Annotated in this window: 18 protein-coding genes; 12 read left to right on the forward strand and 6 right to left on the reverse strand. The window is 64.4% G+C overall.

Going from position 1 to position 18473, the window contains the following annotated elements; translation table 11 throughout:
• Positions 1-122: 122 nt before the first annotated feature.
• Entirely contained in the window at positions 123-1001 is an 879-nt protein-coding gene (gene serB, locus ACK4R0_RS12380) for a phosphoserine phosphatase SerB (protein ID WP_409674303.1), read from the reverse strand.
• On the opposite strand from serB, the gene miaA reads away from it, so the two are divergent.
• The 12 genes from miaA (at position 994) to ACK4R0_RS12440 (ending at position 14298) form a co-directional block, all read left to right on the forward strand.
• On the forward strand, positions 994-1950 hold the full coding sequence (gene miaA / locus ACK4R0_RS12385; RefSeq protein ID WP_409674305.1) for a tRNA (adenosine(37)-N6)-dimethylallyltransferase MiaA: 957 nt from the start codon (positions 994-996) through the stop codon (positions 1948-1950). The genes serB and miaA overlap by 8 nt on opposite strands.
• Before the next feature lie 230 nt (positions 1951-2180).
• The gene (ilvB, locus tag ACK4R0_RS12390; protein ID WP_409674307.1) at positions 2181-3929 is read left to right on the forward strand and encodes a biosynthetic-type acetolactate synthase large subunit; all 1749 of its coding nucleotides are present in this window, start codon (positions 2181-2183) and stop codon (positions 3927-3929) included.
• On the forward strand, positions 3929-4444 hold the full coding sequence (ilvN, locus tag ACK4R0_RS12395; RefSeq protein ID WP_409674310.1) for an acetolactate synthase small subunit: 516 nt from the start codon (positions 3929-3931) through the stop codon (positions 4442-4444). The genes ilvB and ilvN overlap by 1 nt, the downstream gene beginning before the upstream one ends.
• A gap of 120 nt (positions 4445-4564) precedes the next feature.
• Complete coding sequence (ilvC, locus tag ACK4R0_RS12400) at positions 4565-5584, forward strand: ketol-acid reductoisomerase (protein WP_409674312.1); 1020 nt, start codon at positions 4565-4567, stop codon at positions 5582-5584.
• 7 nt (positions 5585-5591) lie between these two features.
• A complete protein-coding gene (locus tag ACK4R0_RS12405; RefSeq protein WP_409674314.1) occupies positions 5592-6731 on the forward strand; it encodes an 8-amino-7-oxononanoate synthase in 1140 nt (379 codons plus the stop codon).
• Positions 6728-7345 (forward strand): dethiobiotin synthase, encoded by a 618-nt coding sequence (gene bioD, locus ACK4R0_RS12410; RefSeq protein WP_409674316.1) that lies wholly within the window; start codon positions 6728-6730, stop codon positions 7343-7345. Before ACK4R0_RS12405 ends, bioD begins: the two co-directional genes overlap by 4 nt.
• Entirely contained in the window at positions 7342-8592 is a 1251-nt protein-coding gene (locus ACK4R0_RS12415; RefSeq protein ID WP_409674318.1) for an adenosylmethionine--8-amino-7-oxononanoate transaminase, read from the forward strand. Before bioD ends, ACK4R0_RS12415 begins: the two co-directional genes overlap by 4 nt.
• Positions 8593-8672: 80 nt before the next feature.
• Positions 8673-9296 (forward strand): YceI family protein, encoded by a 624-nt coding sequence (locus ACK4R0_RS12420; protein ID WP_409674320.1) that lies wholly within the window; start codon positions 8673-8675, stop codon positions 9294-9296.
• A 132-nt stretch (positions 9297-9428) separates the two neighbouring features.
• On the forward strand, positions 9429-10097 hold the full coding sequence (locus tag ACK4R0_RS12425) for a DUF2490 domain-containing protein (protein WP_409674322.1): 669 nt from the start codon (positions 9429-9431) through the stop codon (positions 10095-10097).
• Positions 10098-10383: 286 nt separating this feature from the next.
• A complete protein-coding gene (gene leuA / locus ACK4R0_RS12430) occupies positions 10384-12048 on the forward strand; it encodes a 2-isopropylmalate synthase (protein WP_409674324.1) in 1665 nt (554 codons plus the stop codon).
• Positions 12049-12286: 238 nt separating this feature from the next.
• A complete protein-coding gene (locus ACK4R0_RS12435; protein ID WP_409674326.1) occupies positions 12287-13261 on the forward strand; it encodes an NAD(P)H-dependent flavin oxidoreductase in 975 nt (324 codons plus the stop codon).
• 116 nt (positions 13262-13377) lie between these two features.
• Positions 13378-14298 (forward strand): hypothetical protein, encoded by a 921-nt coding sequence (locus ACK4R0_RS12440; protein ID WP_409674328.1) that lies wholly within the window; start codon positions 13378-13380, stop codon positions 14296-14298.
• A gap of 7 nt (positions 14299-14305) precedes the next feature.
• Here the strand turns inward: ACK4R0_RS12440 and ACK4R0_RS12445 are convergent, their stop codons facing one another.
• The 5 genes from ACK4R0_RS12445 to ACK4R0_RS12465 all read right to left on the reverse strand — a co-directional run bounded on the left by ACK4R0_RS12445 (position 14306) and on the right by ACK4R0_RS12465 (position 18471).
• Positions 14306-14605, reverse strand: coding sequence for a putative quinol monooxygenase (locus tag ACK4R0_RS12445; protein ID WP_409674330.1), 300 nt, complete (start codon positions 14603-14605; stop codon positions 14306-14308).
• An 11-nt stretch (positions 14606-14616) separates the two neighbouring features.
• A complete protein-coding gene (locus tag ACK4R0_RS12450; protein ID WP_409674410.1) occupies positions 14617-16536 on the reverse strand; it encodes a potassium transporter Kup in 1920 nt (639 codons plus the stop codon).
• A 185-nt stretch (positions 16537-16721) separates the two neighbouring features.
• Entirely contained in the window at positions 16722-17423 is a 702-nt protein-coding gene (locus ACK4R0_RS12455) for a tetratricopeptide repeat protein (protein WP_409674332.1), read from the reverse strand.
• On the reverse strand, positions 17423-17842 hold the full coding sequence (locus ACK4R0_RS12460) for a cytochrome c-type biogenesis protein (protein WP_409674334.1): 420 nt from the start codon (positions 17840-17842) through the stop codon (positions 17423-17425). Before ACK4R0_RS12460 ends, ACK4R0_RS12455 begins: the two co-directional genes overlap by 1 nt.
• A gap of 101 nt (positions 17843-17943) precedes the next feature.
• Positions 17944-18471, reverse strand: coding sequence for a DsbE family thiol:disulfide interchange protein (locus ACK4R0_RS12465; protein WP_409674336.1), 528 nt, complete (start codon positions 18469-18471; stop codon positions 17944-17946).
• Positions 18472-18473: the final 2 nt, after the last annotated feature.

An 18473-nucleotide genomic window follows, 5' to 3' on the forward strand; every position in this document is an offset into this window, starting at 1 on the left:
TTTCTATCCATTCTTACGATGGATGCATACGACCGCGCCTATGGAATTACAGTGACAGGCGCAATCGCCGCCAAACAGCTCGCGTGCCATTGAACACATCGGTCGGCGAAATCGGCGAACCCCTATTCGCTCCAATCACCCCGCGCGATGCCCAGTGCGTGAAGCAGCGCGGTCCAGTCGCCATGCGCGATGTGCGCGTCCGCCGCAGCGATTGCGGCGGGCTTGGCGTGATAGGCGATGCCCGTCCCTGCAGCCTTCAGCATCGGGATGTCGTTGGCGCCGTCCCCCAGCGCGATGACTTGCCGTGCTTCCAATCCTTGTGAGACCGCCTGCTCCATCAGGATCGCCGCCTTGCGCGCGGCATCGACGATGGAGCCTTCAAGCGCGCCGGTCATATGGCCGTGCTCGATCACCAGCCGGTTGGCAAACACCGCGTCGAAACCCAGCTCGGCGCCGATAACATCGGCGAACGAATGAAACCCGCCCGAGACCAGCACGCAATCCGCGCCGCGCTGTGACAGCGTGCGCACCAATGTCCGCGCGCCGGGCATCGGGCGGATGCGATGGCCCAGGCAATCGGCGATCACGTGCTCGCTCAGCCCTTCGAGGAGGGCGACGCGCTCGCGCAAAGCCGCCTCGAAATCGAGCTCGCCCTGCATCGCGCGTTCGGTGATCGCGGCGACCTGCGGCTTGATCCCGGCATAATCGGCAAGCTCGTCGATGCACTCGTTGACGATCATCGTGCTGTCCATGTCCGACACCAGCAGGCGCGGGGCACGCGCGGCTTCATCGAGCACAAGGACGTCGCATGCGGCGCGCAATGGTTCCAGCGCGGCGTCGGCTGTCGCGCGGTCGCCGGTGAAATGCACCTCGCCCACCAGCCCGGTCTCGACCCAATGGCTTTGCCCCACCACCAGCCCAGCCTGGTGCAATCTGTCGGCGGCAGCGTTTAGCTCTCCCGCTGGCAGGGGCTCTGCTGCTATCAGCACGGCTATGGGCACAATCTTTTCCCCCGATACGACCGGAAACACCCCGGCGGTGGCGCTTATTGCCGGACCGACCGCCAGCGGCAAGAGCGGATTGGCGGTGCGCTATGCACAATGGCTTGAAGCGCGCAGCCAGCGGGCGGTGATCGTCAACGCCGACAGCGCGCAGGTCTATGCCGATCTGCGGGTGCTCAGCGCGCGGCCCGAGCCTGCCGAGATGGGCGGGATCGACCACCGGTTGTTCGGCTATATCGATGGCGCCGAGGCGTGTTCCGCCGCACGCTGGGCCGCCGATGCAAGCGCCGAGATCGCCGCAGCGCATCGCGCAGGCGCGCTGCCGATTCTGGTCGGAGGCACCGGCATGTATATCCAGACCTTGCTGCACGGCATCGCCCCGATCCCGCCGATCGACCCTGCGATCCGCGAGGCGGTGCGTGCGATGCCGGTCGGTGAGACCTATGCCGCGCTGAGCCAGGAAGACCCGGCGAACGCCGCGCGGCTCAACGCTGCGGACACGACGCGGGTGGCGCGTGCGCTCGAGATCATCCGATCGACCGGCCAGCCGGTCGCGCACTGGCAGGCGCGCAAGGTGGGCGGCATCGGCGACCAGATCACGCTGCGCCCGCTCATCCTGTACCCCCCGCGCGACTGGCTGCTCGAACGCTGCGACCGCAGATTCGCCGCGATGCTGGGCGGTGGCGCGCGCGAAGAGGTTGGCGCGCTGCTGGCACGCAAGCTCTCCCCCGACCTGCCCGTGATGCGCGCGATCGGCGTGCCTGAGGTTGCTCGGCTGCTGCGCGGGCAGAACGATGCTGCCCAGTGCCTGGCCGATGGCCAACTCGCGACGCGGCAGTATGCCAAGCGCCAGTACACCTGGTTTCGCAACCAGCCGCCTGCGGACTGGAAACGGCTCACAGAACCACTTTCGGATAGTATTTTCATTGATGTTGATATTTTATTCTAACATTAGCCGTTGACACGGCATTTTGTGTCGCATAGAGCGACCCTCACAAGACGTTGCTGCCAGCGTCCTGCCAAAGGTCACACGAATTCCAACCCGGCGCGGGCTGCCTGCGCCGGGTTGATTTTCGCCGGTTTCGATTCTGGCGCGACGTTTGGCAGCTTATGGTTTTGCAACATCGGCCCGCTTTGTCTAAGCGGGCCTCGGTTTTCTTCGAGGATGGGCTTTTTATCATGGCCGAACTGAGCGGCGCGCAGATACTGGTTGAAACGCTGATCGAGCAGGGTGTCGAGGTGATCTTCGGCTATCCCGGCGGCGCGGTGTTGCCGATTTACGACGCGATCTTCGGCCACCCCTCGCTGCGCCATATCCTCGTCCGGCACGAACAGGCCGCCGCGCACGCCGCAGAAGGCTATGCCCGCGCCACCGGCAAGCCCGGGGTCGTTCTGGTCACCTCGGGCCCCGGTGCGACCAACGCGGTCACCGGAATCACCGATGCGCTGATGGATTCGATCCCGATGGTGGTCATCACCGGCCAGGTCGCGACCAACCTGATCGGCACCGATGCGTTCCAGGAGGCCGACACCATCGGCATCACCCGCCACTGCACCAAGCACAATTATCTGGTGAAGGACCCGGCCAAGCTCGCAGCGACGGTGCGCGAGGCGTTCCATATCGCAACGCAAGGCCGCCCCGGTCCGGTGTTGATCGACATCCCCAAGGACGTGCAGGTCGCCAGCGCACCGTATGATCGCGATACACCAGCCCGGCCCAACCCGCGCTACGCGCCGGTGACCGCAGGCATGCCCGACGATATCGAACAAGCTGCGCGGATGATCAGCCAGGCCACCAGCCCGGTGATCTATTCGGGCGGCGGCGTGATCAACGCCGGGCCGCAAGCGAGCGAATTGCTGCGCCAGCTGCAGGCGATGACCGGCGCGCCGGTCACCTCGACACTGATGGGCCTTGGCGCCTTCCCGTCCGAGCACCCTGACTGGCTGGGCATGCTGGGCATGCACGGCACCTATGAAGCCAACATGACGATGAACCGCGCCGATCTGGTGATCTGCGTCGGCGCGCGGTTCGACGACCGCGTCACCGGGCGGCTCGATGCGTTCTCGCCCGAATCGAAGAAGATCCACATCGATATCGATCGTTCGTCGATCAACAAGACCGTGCGGGTCGATCTTGGCATCGTCGGCGATTGCGCCATGGTGCTGCAGCAGATCATCGACCAGCTCAACGCCATCGGCCACGACAAGCGCGATCTTTCCGAATGGCAGGCGCGGATCCAGGGCTGGCGTGCGCGCGAGTGTCTGGCCTATCCGCCCAGCCCCAGCGAGATCATGCCGCAACAGGCGATCGAGCGGCTGTACGCGCTGACCAAGGACCAGAGCCCGATCATCTCGACCGAAGTCGGCCAGCACCAGATGTGGGCGGCGCAGTATTTCCGCTTCGAGCAGCCCAACAAGTGGCTGACCTCGGGCGGGCTTGGCACCATGGGCTATGGCCTGCCCGCCGCAATCGGCGCGCAACTTGGCAATCCGGATGCCCTGTGCATCGATATCGCCGGCGAAGCCTCGATCCAGATGAACATCCAGGAGCTGGGTACCGCGACGCAGTATCGCCTGCCGGTCAAGATCTTCATCCTCAACAACGAATATATGGGCATGGTGCGCCAGTGGCAGCAGCTGACCTATGAGAGCCGCTATTCGGAAAGCTATTCCGATGCGCTGCCCGATTTCGTTGCGTTGGCAGAGGCCTATGGCTGGAAGGGCATCCGCATTTCCGAACCCAGCGAGCTCGACGCAGGCATCCAGGCGATGATCGATCATCCAGGCCCCGTGCTGGTCGATTGCCGCGTCGCCAAGCTCGCCAACTGCCTGCCGATGATCCCCTCGGGCGCGGCACACACCGACATGATGCTCTATGGCGATGAAGTTGCCGGCACGATGGAAGACGAAGCGAAGGCGCTGGTCTGATGCACATCCAGCAAGCAGCATCCGAGCGCCACGTCCTCACCATCACCGTCGACAACGAGGCGGGCATCCTTGCCAAGATCGCCGGGATGTTCACCGCGCGCGGCTACAACATCGAGAGCCTGACGGTGGCCGATATCAGCGAGGACCACGCGGTCAGCCGCATCACCATCGTCACCGTCAGCCCGCCTGCGGTGATCGACCAGATCAATGCGCAGCTCGATCGGCTGGTCGCGGTGCACCGCGTCGCCGATCTCACCGAGCTTGGCCCGCATGTCGAGCGCGAGCTGGCGCTGGTCAAGGTTGCAGGCGCGGGCGATCACCGCATCGAAGCGCTGCGGCTGGCGGACATCTTCCGCGCGCGGCCGGTCGATACCAGCACATCGAGCTTCGTCTTCGAGATCTCCGGATCGTCGGAAAAGATCAACCAGTTCATCGCGCTGATGCGCGAGGTTGGGCTGGTCGAGGTCGCCCGCACCGGCGTGGTCGCGATGACCCGGGGGGCGACCGCGGGATAGAGTCAAGCTAACCACCACATCGTCACCCCCGCGCACGCGGGGGTCCCGCTTCTGCACCAGACATAGCGGGATTCCCGCGTTCGCGGGAATGACGAAACAGATTAGAAATGGGGAAATGACATGCGCGTTTATTATGATTCCGATTGCGACCTCAAGCTGATCGCCGACAAGAAGATCGTCATCGTCGGCTATGGCAGCCAGGGCCACGCCCATGCACAGAACCTGCGCGACAGCGGCGTCAAGGATGTGGCGATCGCGCTGCGCTCGGGCTCTGCCACCGCCAAGAAGGCCGAAGACGCCGGCTTCAAGGTGATGAACAACGCCGAGGCCGCCGCCTGGGCCGATATCGTGATGATCCTGGCGCCCGACGAGCACCAGGCCGCGATCTACGCTGACGATTACCATGCCAACATGAAGCCCGGCGCGGCCTTGGCGTTCGCGCATGGCCTCAACATCCACTTCGGCCTGATCGAGGCGCGCGAAGACTTGGACGTGATCATGATCGCACCCAAGGGCCCCGGCCATACCGTGCGCAGCGAATATGTCCGCGGCGGCGGCGTGCCCTGCCTGATCGCGGTCGAACGCGACGCTTCGGGCAACGCGCATGACGTCGCTTTGGCCTATGCGAGCGGCGTCGGCGGCGGCCGCAGCGGCATCATCGAGACCAACTTCCGCGAAGAGTGCGAGACCGATCTGTTCGGCGAGCAGGCGGTGCTGTGCGGCGGCCTGACCCACCTGATCCAGGCCGGGTTCGAAACGCTGACCGAAGCGGGCTATGCCCCTGAAATGGCGTATTTCGAGTGCCTGCACGAGGTGAAGCTGATCGTCGACCTGATGTACGAAGGCGGCATCGCCAACATGCGCTATTCGATCAGCAACACCGCCGAATATGGCGACATCACCACCGGCCCGCGGATCATCACCTCGGAAACCAAGGCCGAGATGAAGCGCGTGCTCGAGGACATCCAGCAGGGCCGCTTCGTCAAGAACTTCGTGCTCGACAACCGTGCCGGCCAGCCCGAACTCAAGGCCGCGCGCAAGCTGGCAGCGGCGCACCCGATCGAGAAGACCGGCGCGCAGCTGCGTGCGATGATGCCGTGGATCGGCGCCAACAAGCTGGTCGACAAAGACAAGAACTGATCCGTCCTTGGCAACGCCGCCATTTGAAACCCATGCCGCGCAACTCGAATCCCTGAAAAGGGGTTCGAGATTGCGTGCGCTTGGGCCACGCGCGGGCAAGGACTTCGCCTCGAACGACTATCTGGGGCTGGCAGGCTCGACCCTGCTGCACGATGCGCTGCGCGAGGGCATGGCGCTCGGCCTGCCCGCAGGATCTGGCGGATCGCGGCTGCTGCGCGGCAACCACGCAGCGCACGAGGCGCTCGAGGCCGATGCGGCGACGCATTTCGGGTCTGAGGCGGCGCTCTTCTTCGCAACCGGCTTTGCCGCCAATGCGGCGCTCTTCGCCACGCTGCCTCAGCGCGGCGACCTGGTGGTGCATGACGCGCTGATCCACGCCTCTGCGCACGACGGCATGCGGCTCGGGCGCGCCGAGTGCCGCCCCGCCGCGCATAACGATGCGCAAGGATTCGACGACGCCATCACCGCCTGGCGCTCCGAAGGTGGCACCGGGCGCGCGTGGATCGCGGTCGAGAGCCTCTACAGCATGGACGGCGACTGCGCGCCGCTCGCCGATCTGGCCGAGGTCGCGGCGCGACACGACGCGGTAATGGTGATCGACGAGGCGCACGCCACCGGGGTGTTCGGCCCCGGCGGCGCGGGCCTTGCGCACCACCTTGCCGGGCAGCCCAATGTCATCACCCTGCACACCTGCGGCAAGGCCTTGGGCTGCGAAGGCGCGCTGGTCTGCGCACCGCGCGTGGCCATCGATTTCCTCGTCAACCGCGCGCGGCCGTTCATCTTCTCGACCGCGCCTTCGCCGCTCATCGCGCACATGGTGCGCCGTGCCATCGCCATCGTCGCGGCCCATGACGACTGGCGCGACGAGCTGTTCGCTTGCGTGGCCGAGGCCCGGTCCCTGCTGGCGCCGCGTCTGGACGCGCAGTCGGGCGCGACTCAGATCCTGCCCGTCATCATCGGCGACGATGCCCGCACGATGCGGATCGCCGCCAGCCTGCAACGCCAGGGCTTCGACATTCGCGGCATCCGCCCGCCCACCGTTCCGCAGGGCACCGCGCGCCTGCGCATTTCCATTACCCGCAACGTCTCGATGGGTGATATCGGCGCGCTCTCCGAATCACTCAACAGGATCATGATCCCCGCATGAAACCGCGATTTGTTGTAACAGGCACCGACACCGATATCGGCAAGTCGGTGTTCAGCGCCGCGCTGGTGCAGGCGCTCGGCGCAAAATACTGGAAGCCGATACAATCCGGCCTCGAGGGCGAGACCGACACCGGCTTCGTCGAGCGCATGGTCCCCGGATCGAGCCTGCCAGAGGCCTGGCGGCTGGTGACCCCGGCCTCGCCGCACCTCGCCGCCGAGATCGATGGGGTGACGATCGATCCCGATGCACTGACCCCGCCCGATATCGATGCGCCGCTGGTCATCGAAGGCGCCGGCGGCGCGCTGGTCCCCGTCACCCGCCAGACGCTCTACGCCGATGTCTTCGCCCGCTGGCAGATCCCGGTGATCGTCTGCGCGCGCACCGCCTTGGGCACGATCAACCACAGCCTGATGACGATCGAGACATTGCGGTCGCGCGGCGTTCCGATCCACGGCATCGCGTTCATCGGCGATTCCGTGCCTGACAGCGAAGCGACGATCGCTGCGATCGGCAATGTCCTCCGTCTGGGCCGCCTTGCCCGGCTCGACGCGCTGACCCCGCAGAGGCTCGCCGCCGGATTTGCCGCCGGGTTCGACATCGCGGACTTCGCATGACCGGCTCGCCCGTCTGGCACCCGTTCACCCAGCACGGCCTGGGCGAGGACATTCCGCTGATCGCGCGCGGCGACGGCGCGGTGCTGCACGGCGCGGATGGCCGCCAGTGGATCGACGCGATCTCGAGTTGGTGGGTGACGACGCACGGCCATGCGCACCCCCGGATCATGGCCGCCATCCGCGAACAAAGCGAAAAGCTCGACCAGATCATCTTCGCCGGATGGACGCACGAGCCCGCCGAAGAACTCGCGCGCGGCCTGATCGAGATCACGCCCGAGCCGCTGACCCGCGTGTTCTTCAGCGATTCGGGCTCCACTGCGGTCGAGGTCGCGCTCAAGATGGCGCTAGGCTATTGGCACAACCGCAAGCAGGACCGGCACAAGATCATCGTGATGGAACACAGCTATCACGGCGACACCATCGGCGCGATGTCGGTGGGCGCGCGCGGGGTGTTCAACCGCCCCTACGCGCCTTTGCTGTTCGATGTGACCAGCGTCCCCTTCCCCGCTGCCGGTGCCGAGCAGGCGACGCTCGACGCGCTCGATGCAGCGTGCCGCGACGGCGCCGCCGCGTTCATCGTCGAGCCATTGGTGCTCGGCGCCGGCGGCATGCTGATGTACTCGCCCGCCCTGCTCGCGCAGATGGCGGCGATCTGCGCGGTGCACAACGTACTGTTCATCGCCGACGAGGTGATGACCGGCTGGGGCCGCACCGGCACGATGCTGGCCTGCGACCAGGCCGGCGTCGTCCCCGATATTCTGTGCCTGTCCAAGGGGTTGACCGGCGGATCGGTGCCACTTGCGGTGACGCTGGCGCGCGAGAAGATCTTCGCCGCGCACCTGTCGCAGGACCGCGCAGACTGCTTCTTCCACTCGAGCAGCTACACCGCCAACCCGATCGCCTGCGCGGCGGCCAACGCCAACCTTGCGATCTGGCGCGACGAGCCGGTGCAGGCGCGGATCGATGCGCTGGCAGCAGCGCAGGCCGAGCATCTCGCAGCGATCGCCGGGAATCCTCTGGTCACGCAGACCCGCCGATGCGGGACGATTGCGGCCTTCGATCTTGCCGACAAGGCGGACGGGTACCTGTCGAACTGGGCGGTGCATATCGGCGCATGGGGGCGTGCCAACGGCGTGCTCATTCGCCCGTTGGGGAACACGGTCTATGTGATGCCGCCCTATTGCATCACGCCCGACCAGCTTGGCGATGTCTACCGGGTGGTGCGCGAAAGCCTCGATCGCAGCTGACAGGGTGCATCGGTCATTGACTCAATAGCCCACTGCACCCCATTTTAGCGCACCTTTCCCCCTCCCGATGGAGTCTCATCATGCGCAAAACCCTTGCTATTCTTGCCCTTGCCGCCGCAACCCCGCTGATCGCACAAGGCGCGCAGATTCCTGGCCAGCAGGACGCCAGCCGCGTCACCGCCGGCAGCTATGCCACCGATCCCGGCCACACGCTGATCGGTTGGCGCGTCAGCCATTTCGGCTTCAACGATTATTTCGGCATCTTCGGCGATGCGACCGGCACGCTCGAGATCGATCCTGCCAACCCGTCTGCCGCCAAGGTCGACATCACCATTCCGGTGTCGAAGGTGACCACCGCCAGCTCTGGTTTGACCGACCATCTGCTGCGCGCGGGCAAGGACGGCGGCAAGCCCGACTTCTTCGGCCCCTCGCCCGCCGATGCTCGCTTTGTTTCGACCAGCGTCGCGGCGACCGGCAACACCGCCAAGATCACCGGCAACCTGACGCTCAACGGCGTCACCAAGCCGGTCGTTCTCGACACCGAGTTCTCGGGTGCAGGCGCCAATCCGTTCAACAAGAAGGAAACCGTCGGCTTCCACGCGACGACCACGATCAAGCGCAGCGAATTCGGCGTCGCTTACGGCCTGCCGATGATCAGCGACGATGTCGAACTCGATATCAGCGTGGCGTTCGAAAAGAAGTAAGGCGCAATTCTCTCCCCGGCCGCGTGCCGGGGAGAGAATATATGTCTATATATACACTGCGGCCTGCGGAGACGCGTTTTGGCCGTGCTGGCCGTATGGCAAGCGTCATCCTCCCATAAGAAGACACATTTCATGTCATTGCGCTTGCTCTGCTGCGCCGTCGGTTCTGCTCTTCTGGTCTCGCCAGCCTCGGCCACCGAGGACGATTTCAACATCTGGCTCGGCCAATTCGCAACGATCAACGCGAGCGATGACGTCTATGTAAGGCTCGAGGCGCAGGAACGATTCACCAACGATGCGGACCGGCTGGGACAGTTGCTGCTGCGCTCGCTGGTCGGCTATCGCCTCAACAAGGACGTGAACATCGGGGTGGGCTATGCCTATGTCCGCACCAATCCTGTCGGTCCGGTCGAACTGAACGAACACCGATTCTATCAGGAGCTCAATGTCCGCCTGCTTTCGACCGAAGGCGGCCTCACGCTCGATTCGCGCACCCGGCTGGAACAGCGCACCTTCGTCGAACGCGGCGGCACCGCGTGGCGGCTGCGGCAGTTCGTGCAGATGCGCGTGCCGATTACCCCGCACAACAAGATCGTCGCTTATACCGAGCCGTTCGTGGACCTCGACCGAACCAGCGTGCAGCGGGGCGGCGTATCGATCTGGCGCAATTTCGCCGGGGTTTCAGTTCCGCTCGCCAAGGGCGTGGACGTGGTGCCGGGGTATCTCAACCAGTACGTAGTGCGCGACGGGCAGGACCGCGCTGATCACACCTTCAACGTCAACCTGTTCGCGACCTTCTGACCGTAGACCGCGCCGCTTTTTTGCAGAACCTTCGCCTCGCGCTACCATTTTTTTGTTGCGCATATTGCCTTGTTCGCGCAATGACACTGCGATTATGACCGGATCGGCCCTCCTTCTTGGACTGCGACTTACACGCCCTTAGGCGTGTACCGACCGTGTGCGCCGATGCGGCGCGCCACGCCTAAGGGCTTTTTCACCTGCCAGTACGCCCAGCGCCGATCACCGGTTGCGCTGTTTGCTGGCCACCCTTATCGCACCACCAAACAGTCAGGGGCGCCTTTCAGCCATGCCGATGCTCACCGATCCTTCGCAGAAATACCGATCCTTCCCGCGTGTCGATCTGCCGAACCGAACCTGGCCCGACGCGGTGATCACCACGCCGCCGCGCTGGCTGTCGACTGACATGCGCGATGGCAACCAGGCGCTGATCGATCCAATGAATGCGGCCAAGAAGCAGCGCTTCTTCGACCTGCTGGTCAAGATCGGCCTCAAGGAGATCGAGGTCGGTTTCCCGTCTGCTGGCGAAACCGAGTTCAACTTCATCCGCGGGCTGGTCGACGGCGGCAAGATCCCCGATGATGTGACCGTACAGGTGCTCACCCAGTCGCGGCGTGACCTGATCGAGAAGACGTTCGAGAGCCTCGCCGGCGTCCACCGCGCGATCGTCCACCTCTACAACGCGGTCTCGCCCGCCTGGCGCGAGATCGTGTTCGGGCTCGACCGCGCGGGCGTCAAGGCGATCGCGGTCGAGGGCGCCAATATCCTCATGGAACAGGCGGCAAAGTATCCGCAAACCGACTGGCACTTCGAATATTCGCCCGAAACCTTCTCGACAGCCGAGCTCGATTTTAGCCTCGAGGTCTGCGAGGCGGTGATGGAGGTGCTGCAGCCGACGCCGCAAAAGCCGCTGATCCTCAACCTTCCCGCGACGGTCGAGGCATCGAGCCCCAATATCTATGCCGACCAGATCGAATGGATGTGCCGCCACATCAGCAAGCGCGACTGCGTGGTGATCAGCCTGCACCCGCACAACGATCGCGGCTCGGGCATCGCTGCGGCCGAACTGGGGCTGATGGCGGGCGCGGACCGGATCGAGGGCTGCCTGTTCGGCAATGGCGAGCGCACCGGCAATGTCGATCTCGTCGCTTTGGGGCTCAACATGTACACGCAAGGCATGCACCCGGGGCTCGATTTTTCCGACATGGACGAGATCGTCAAGACGGTCGAATATTGCAACCAATTGAAGGTCCCCGAGCGGCACCCTTATGCGGGCGAACTGGTGTTCACCGCGTTCTCGGGCAGCCATCAGGACGCGATCAAGAAGGGCTTTGCCGCGCAGGAAAAGCGCAACGACGAGTACTGGCAGGTGCCCTATCTGCCGCTCGACCCCGCCGATATCGGGCGGTCGTATGAAGCGGTGATCCGGGTCAACTCGCAATCGGGCAAGGGCGGCGTCGCCTGGGTGCTCGAGCAGGACCAGGGGCTGAAGCTGCCCAAGCGCCTGCAGGCCGATTTCAGCAAGACCGTGCAGGCGCTGGCGGATGCGAAGAGCATGGAGCTGTCCTCCGCCGACATCTGGCAGGCGTTCCAGACGCGGTATCGTCTCGATGGCCAGGGCAAATACCAGTTGGTCGATTACGAGGAGCGCAAGGCGGGCAACGACCGGCTGTTCGTCGGGCGGATCATCGCAGGCGGCAAGGAAATCCCGGTCAGCGGGCGCGGCAACGGACTGATCTCGGGCGTGGTCGATGCGCTGTCCGGGGCGCTGGGTATCGCCATCGACATTGCCGATTACCGCGAACACGCAATCGGCGCGGGATCGAAGGCGCGCGCGGCGGCCTATGTCGAATGCGCGGTCGATGGCCGTTCGCCCTGCTTCGGCGTGGGCGTGGACGAGGATGTTGCGACCGCCTCGATCAAGGCGGTGCTGAGCGCGCTCGAGGGGATATGAGGCTTTCAAATCCTACCCCAGCTTGTCTGGGGGGGGTGGGGACCATCCGCAGGATGGTGGAGGGGTTCTTAGCAACCGTCGTTATAGAGCCCCTCCACCATTCGCTGCGCGAACGGTCCCCCTCCCCGAGCAAGCTCGGGGAGGATTTCCATCGCCCCAAGCCGTTTTCATTCAAAACTTAATCGGCTGATTAAGTTTGCCTCTGGACAGCCCATCAACCATGGCTAATGTCGCGGCCATGACCATGCCATCCCCGCTTTGCGACAACCTGCGCCTGCCCGTCATCGGGTCGCCGCTCTTCATCATCTCCGGCCCCGAGCTCGTCATTGCGCAATGCAAGGCAGGCGTGATTGGGTCGTTCCCGGCACTGAACGCGCGGCCGCAGAGCCAGCTCGACGAATGGCTGCACCAGATCACCGAGGAACTGGCCGAATACAACCGCGCCAACCCCGATGCACCCGCCGCGCCCTATGCGGTCAACCAGATCGTCCACAAATCCAACGACCGGCTGGAAGCGGATATCGCCACCTGCGCCAAATGGCAGGTGCCGATGGTCATCACCTCGCTGGGTGCGCGCGAAGACCTGAACAAGGCGGTGCACGACTGGGGCGGCATCACCATGCACGACGTGATCGACGACCGCTATGCCCGCAAGGCGATCGAAAAGGGCGCCGACGGCCTGATCCCGGTGGCCGCGGGCGCCGGCGGCCATGCCGGTGTCACCTCGCCCTTCGCGCTGATGCAGGAAATCCGCCAGTGGTTCACAGGGCCCGTGGCGCTGTCGGGATCGATCGCCAGCGGCGCTGCTATCCTCGCCGCACAGGCGATGGGTGCGGACTTCGCCTATATCGGTTCGGCCTTCATCGCGACGGCCGAAGCGCGCGCTGACGATGGCTACAAGAACGGCATCGTCGAGGGCAAGGCCGCCGACATCGTCTATTCCGACCTGTTTACCGGTGTCTCGGGCAACTATCTGCGCAAGTCGATCGTCAACGCAGGTCTTGATCCCGACAACCTGCCCAAGGGCGACTACAGCACGATGAACTTCGGCTCGGGCGGCAACACCGACGCCAAGGCATGGCGCGACATCTGGGGCAGCGGCCAGGGCATCGGCGCGGTCGACAAGGTCGATACCGTCGCCGACATGGTCGGACGCCTTACCCGCGAATACCACGCGGCGAAGGAATCGCTGCTGGCGCGCTCCGCTTACTGATTTTCGCGAATAAGCGCCTGGATGCAGTTGAATGGCCATCTGGTCATCCGCCGTTAAGGCCGGGTATCGCCTATTCCCCTTCGTTACTTGCCAGTATCGAGGGGGATGGGGCCATCATGCGAGTTTTTAGTGTCGTAGCGACCGTATCAATGGCGATTTCAGCGCCCGCATCGGCGGCCCCCAAATCAGCCCTCCCCGACGAGCTTGTGCTGCGCGGCGACAATGTGATCGATGTGACCATCAACGGAACGCCGCTGAGGCTGGAGGTGCGACCGGAAGCGGCCGATGCCCCCACCCTCAACCCCGACATCGCGGCAAAGCTCGCGCTGAAACCCGGGATGCTGGCGTTCCGCAGCATGGTGGGGTCCGAGAAGGTCAGCGGCAACTCCGCCGTGCACAAGGTCGATTATGGTGCCGGCGCCAAGAACCAGCGGATATTCTGGGCGGACCGCGCGTCGTCTACGCTGGCCGATGGCACGATCAGCCCTGCCTCGCTGCCTTACAAGCGAATCACCTTCCACCTCGGCGCACCGTCTGGCGGGGACCGCGACCTGGCGTTCCCGCTCGACAATTTCGGCTTTCTCGGCCGGCTGGGCGTCGGGACCACGCTCGACATGGATGGAGAGAAGGTCCGCTTGCAGTTCAGCCTGCAGCGTGACGAGACGCTGGTGAGCGCACCCACCGGCAACTGGCTTGCACGCACGCGCGGCGGCAAGTTCACCGGCCGACCGCAGCAGACGTTGATCTATTACGGGATCATGCGTCCCACACGCGAGATGACGCTTGCCCGTCCGCTGCCGTTGGGCGCGCGCCAATTGGCGACAGCCGATGTCCGCTACAGCGATTATGGCGATGCCAGCGGTATTGCCGCCGCCGATGCGGCAGATGCGGATTCGGACGAGATCGTCGTGGTCGGCGAGAAAGAGAAGAAAGTGGACCTGCGCATCGTCGCCGGGAGGCGTTTCCTGCAGGGTTGCTCGACGCTGACCTATGACATGCAGAAGCGCAGCCTGAACTTGCGCTGCGCAGGCAGCTGACCGCTGCCTAGAGCGACCGCGATCCGGTCACATCATAGGCGGTGATGGTGCGGTCATGAATGCCGTGGGCTGCGCTATCGGCCCGCCACTGCGCCATATGCGCGCTGGCGGCATGGGCATCGAACGCAGCCTGATCGACCCCGGCTTCGCTCACACGGATCATTCCAGGTTCGATCACGTCGTGCGCAAAGGCATAATGCACGCAGCCCGGCTCGGCGCGGCTGGCCTCGATCATGCGGGCCATCGCCGGCTGGATCGCCGCCAGCTGCTCTGGCGGGAAGCGGTAATGGCCAGCGATCACGATCATGGTCTGCCCCTTCAGATTTCCAGCTGGCTGCCCAGTTCGACCACCCGGTTCGAAGGCAGGTTGAAGAACTCCATCGGGCTCGCCGAGTTGCGCAGCATCCACGCGAAGATCTTCTCGCGCCACACCGGCATTCCGGGTCGCTCGGCGGTGAGCAGGGTCTGGCGCGAGAGGAAGAAGCTGGTCTGCAGCATCTCGAACTTGCCGCCGCACAGCTCCTTCACGTCCTTGAGCGCCGCAGGAACGTCGGTCGACTGCATGAAGCCATAGCGCAGGATCATGCGGAAGAAGCCATGACCAAGCGCCTCGACCTCGAAGCGGTTGGCGTCGGTGACATAGGGGACTTCCATGATCTGCACGGTCAGGATGACGACGCGGTCATGGATGACCTTGTTGTGCTTCATGTTGTGCAGCAGCGCGGTCGGCACCCCAGTGGTGGCCGATGCCATGAAGATCGCGGTGCCCTTGACCCGGGTGGCGGAGCCTTGCGCGGACTTGACGAACACCTCGATCGGCAGCGCACTTTCGATCATCGTCTCGCGCATCAGCTTGCGCCCGCGCGCCCAGGTGGTGAGCAGCGTGAAGGTGAACGCGCCGATCACCAGCGGGAACCAGCCGCCATCGGGGATCTTGGTGGCGTTGGCGAGGAAATAGGCACCATCGACGACAAGGAAGGTAACGATGACCGGCACCGCCATCCACAGCTTCCATTTCCACATCGCGGTGAACAGCACCGCCATCAGGCAGGTGTCGATCAGCATCGCACCGGTCACCGCGATGCCATAGGCAGCGGCAAGGTTGCTCGACGACTGGAAGGTCAGCACCAGCAGGATCACCGCGATCATCAGCACCCAGTTGATCAGCGGGATGTAGATCTGCCCGCTTTCCGACGCGCTGGTGTGCTTGATAGACAGCCGCGGGATATAGCCCAATTGGATCGCCTGATGGGTGATCGAGAAAGCGCCCGAGATCACCGCTTGGCTGGCAATGAAGGTCGCCGCCGTCACCAGCAGCACGAGCGGCAACCGTAGCATCTCGGGTGCGAGCAGGAAGAACGGGTTCTTGACCGTTTCGAGCGCCTCGATCGGTCCCAGGCCGATGATCATCGCGCCCTGTCCGAAATAGTTGATCAGCAGCGCGGGCATGACGAAACCGAACCACGAGAGCCGCATCGGGCCGCGCCCGAAATGGCCCATGTCCGAATACAGCGCCTCCGCGCCGGTCACCGCGAGCACCACCGAACCGAGCGCGAGGAACGCGAACCAGCCATCGTTGATGAAGAAGCGCACCGCATACCAAGGGTTCAGCGCGAGCAGGATCTCCGGGTTGAAGGCAATGTGATAAACGCCCAGTATCGTGATGGTGATGAAATAGACCACCATGATCGGCGCGAACAGCTTGCCGATCTTGGCGGTGCCCCGCGACTGGATGAAGAACAGGAAGACCAGCAGCCCGACCGCGATCGGGATCACCAGCGGCTGCAGCCCGGGATTGACCACGGTCAGCCCCTCGACCGCAGACAGCACCGAGATCGCCGGGGTAATCATGCTATCGCCGTAGAACAGCGCGGTGGCGAACACGCCGAGCAGGATCAGCAGCCAGCCATAGCTGGTGCGGCTGATGCTGCGCGAGATCAGCGCGACCAGCGCGAGGCTGCCGCCCTGCCCCTTGTTGTCGGCGCGCATCAGGAAGGTCACATATTGCACGCTGACCACCAAGGTCATCGACCAGAAGATCAGGCTGACGACGCCGAAGATATGCTCGGCATCCGGGGTGAGCGGATGATGGCCGGCAAAAGTTTCGCGGAAGGCATAGATCGGGCTGGTGCCGATATCGCCGAACACGATGCCGACTGCGCCGAAAGCGAGCACGGCGACCGAACTGCTGTGCGTGTCGGCATTGCCAGGCTGCTGTGCGACCTGCTCACCCGCCATCGAACCGGCGGACGGCTGTTGCGAAGGCGTGTCTGAAGAATTGTCAGTTATCATCGGGCAGTGTGCGAACGCGAGAAGGCATGCCAGCCCGCGATCATCGTCCCCTTTCGCCTATCGCCAAATCGGCGATGGCACGCGGATTAGCATGGGCCATGATGCGGTGCAATATAATCGCAAACAAGGGATTATGGTTGTATTTCAACGGGTTGGCCGGGAACTGGAGACGACGGGACCGCTCCGGGCATGCCCGGAACGGGCGCTCCGCTCTGCTGGGCGATCACAGCGTCGATCTGAGCGAGTCGTCCGGCCAGGTCCTCGCGCCATTCCGCGTCGGGCGGCGACCGCTCGAGCAGCTCGGCCCAAATGGCGCGCGCCTGCGGCAACCGGCCCGATGTCGCGAGCGCCAGTCCCAGGAAAAACGGCGGCGCGGGGTGGTCGGGCGAGAGCGTCGCGGCCTTCTGATAGGCAAACTGCGATGCAGGCGTCAGCAGCCCGTTGCTGTGCCCAACCAGCGCATTGCCCAGCGCCACCCAAAGGTCGGTGTCCTCGGGGAAGGTTTGCAATCCCTTGCTCAGCGCGGTGGCGGCGGTGGCGAACTTGCCCTGGCGGCTCTGTGCGTCGGCCAGCACCAGCCAGGCGCGGGCATCGCCGAAATTGCCGCCCATCTCGTCGCGCTGCTTGGCGAGGTCCTCATCGAACATGCCAAGCTTTTCGACCGGCTCCTTGGGCGATCCGGCGAGCGAGGGCTGGCCCTGCCAGGCATAGCCCGCAATCCCCAGGAACAGCGCCGCGCCGGACAGTTCCCACGCCTTGCGCGGCAGCTTGCCCAGCCAGATCATGCCGGCCATGATGGCGACGGCCACCAGCAGAACGATCACCCACGCCATCAGCTTTTGTCTCCGGTCGGCCTGTCCCTGCCGAAGCGTTTGCGCGCGACGACCGCGGCGAGCAGCAGCAGCACGACCGGCGCCGCGAACAGCGGCCAGGTCATCGAGGTTATCTGCGGCTGATACGATACCCAGTCGCCATAGCGCTCGATCAGCCATGCGCGGATCGCCTCGGGGTCCTCACCCGCAGCGATCCGGGTGCGCACCTGATGGCGCATATCGCCGGCCATCGGTGCATCCGAATCGGCGATCGACTGGCTCTGGCAGGTCAGGCAGCGCAGCGTCATCATCAGATCCTGCGCGGACTTTTCCTTCGCGGGGTCATCGAGCTGCTTGTAGGCATACGGCGCGGGCGGGAGGGTATCTTGTGCGGTAAGCGGAGCGGCAAGCATCGCCAGCACCATGACCAAAAGCCACATCACCGAGTTCCCGAGCGAAGTCGAGGGACGTGCGCGCAAGGGTAGCGAAAGGTCCCTCGACTTCGCTCGGGAACACGGACCCTTTTTGCGCACACTGAAAATCACTGCGCTTCCTTCAGTTTCTGCAGGATCACAGGCACGTGCTCGCGCCGGATGTCGCCGATATGCTGGTAGCGGATGATGCCCTTGCCATCGATGACAAAGGTCTCGGGCACGCCCGATGAACCCAGATCGAACTGGATCTTGCTGACGTCATCGGCCCCGATCCGCGCATACGGGTTGCCGTTGCGCGCCAGAAACTGCTGCACGTCCGGGCTGCGATCGCGGATCGCGACGCCGTTGATTTCGACCCCGGCATCGGCCAGCTGCTGCAGATAGGGTGCTTCGGCGACACAGGGCACGCACCAGCTGGCGAACACGTTGAGCAGTTTGGGCTTGCCATCGGTGAAGTTGGCGGTGGCCACTGCGGGCCGATCCGGTACCGCCTGCGGCAGATCGAACGCGGGCAGCGGCTTGCCGATCATCTGCGACACGATGGTGCGATCGCCCGGCGCAATCAGCCCGGTGGCGAACAACGCGAACAATCCGCCGAACAGCGCCAGCGGCAACCAGATGGCCCAATGCTTCATGA

It is taken from the genome of Blastomonas sp. (assembly GCF_046294995.1).
Classification (GTDB): domain Bacteria; phylum Pseudomonadota; class Alphaproteobacteria; order Sphingomonadales; family Sphingomonadaceae; genus Blastomonas.

Coding starts and splice junctions, on each gene's coding strand:
- ilvC (WP_409674312.1), top strand. CDS start 4,565: ATGCGCGTTTATTATGATTCCGATTGCGACCTCAAGCTGATCGCCGAC.
- ACK4R0_RS12415 (WP_409674318.1), top strand. CDS start 7,342: ATGACCGGCTCGCCCGTCTGGCACCCGTTCACCCAGCACGGCCTGGGC.
- ilvN (WP_409674310.1), top strand. CDS start 3,929: ATGCACATCCAGCAAGCAGCATCCGAGCGCCACGTCCTCACCATCACC.
- ACK4R0_RS12445 (WP_409674330.1), bottom strand. CDS start 14,605: ATGATCGTGATCGCTGGCCATTACCGCTTCCCGCCAGAGCAGCTGGCG.
- ACK4R0_RS12420 (WP_409674320.1), top strand. CDS start 8,673: ATGCGCAAAACCCTTGCTATTCTTGCCCTTGCCGCCGCAACCCCGCTG.
- miaA (WP_409674305.1), top strand. CDS start 994: ATGGGCACAATCTTTTCCCCCGATACGACCGGAAACACCCCGGCGGTG.
- ACK4R0_RS12425 (WP_409674322.1), top strand. CDS start 9,429: ATGTCATTGCGCTTGCTCTGCTGCGCCGTCGGTTCTGCTCTTCTGGTC.
- ACK4R0_RS12435 (WP_409674326.1), top strand. CDS start 12,287: ATGACCATGCCATCCCCGCTTTGCGACAACCTGCGCCTGCCCGTCATC.
- ACK4R0_RS12465 (WP_409674336.1), bottom strand. CDS start 18,471: ATGAAGCATTGGGCCATCTGGTTGCCGCTGGCGCTGTTCGGCGGATTG.
- ilvB (WP_409674307.1), top strand. CDS start 2,181: ATGGCCGAACTGAGCGGCGCGCAGATACTGGTTGAAACGCTGATCGAG.
- ACK4R0_RS12440 (WP_409674328.1), top strand. CDS start 13,378: ATGCGAGTTTTTAGTGTCGTAGCGACCGTATCAATGGCGATTTCAGCG.
- ACK4R0_RS12455 (WP_409674332.1), bottom strand. CDS start 17,423: ATGGCGTGGGTGATCGTTCTGCTGGTGGCCGTCGCCATCATGGCCGGC.
- leuA (WP_409674324.1), top strand. CDS start 10,384: ATGCCGATGCTCACCGATCCTTCGCAGAAATACCGATCCTTCCCGCGT.
- bioD (WP_409674316.1), top strand. CDS start 6,728: ATGAAACCGCGATTTGTTGTAACAGGCACCGACACCGATATCGGCAAG.
- ACK4R0_RS12460 (WP_409674334.1), bottom strand. CDS start 17,842: ATGTGGCTTTTGGTCATGGTGCTGGCGATGCTTGCCGCTCCGCTTACC.
- ACK4R0_RS12450 (WP_409674410.1), bottom strand. CDS start 16,536: ATGGCGGGTGAGCAGGTCGCACAGCAGCCTGGCAATGCCGACACGCAC.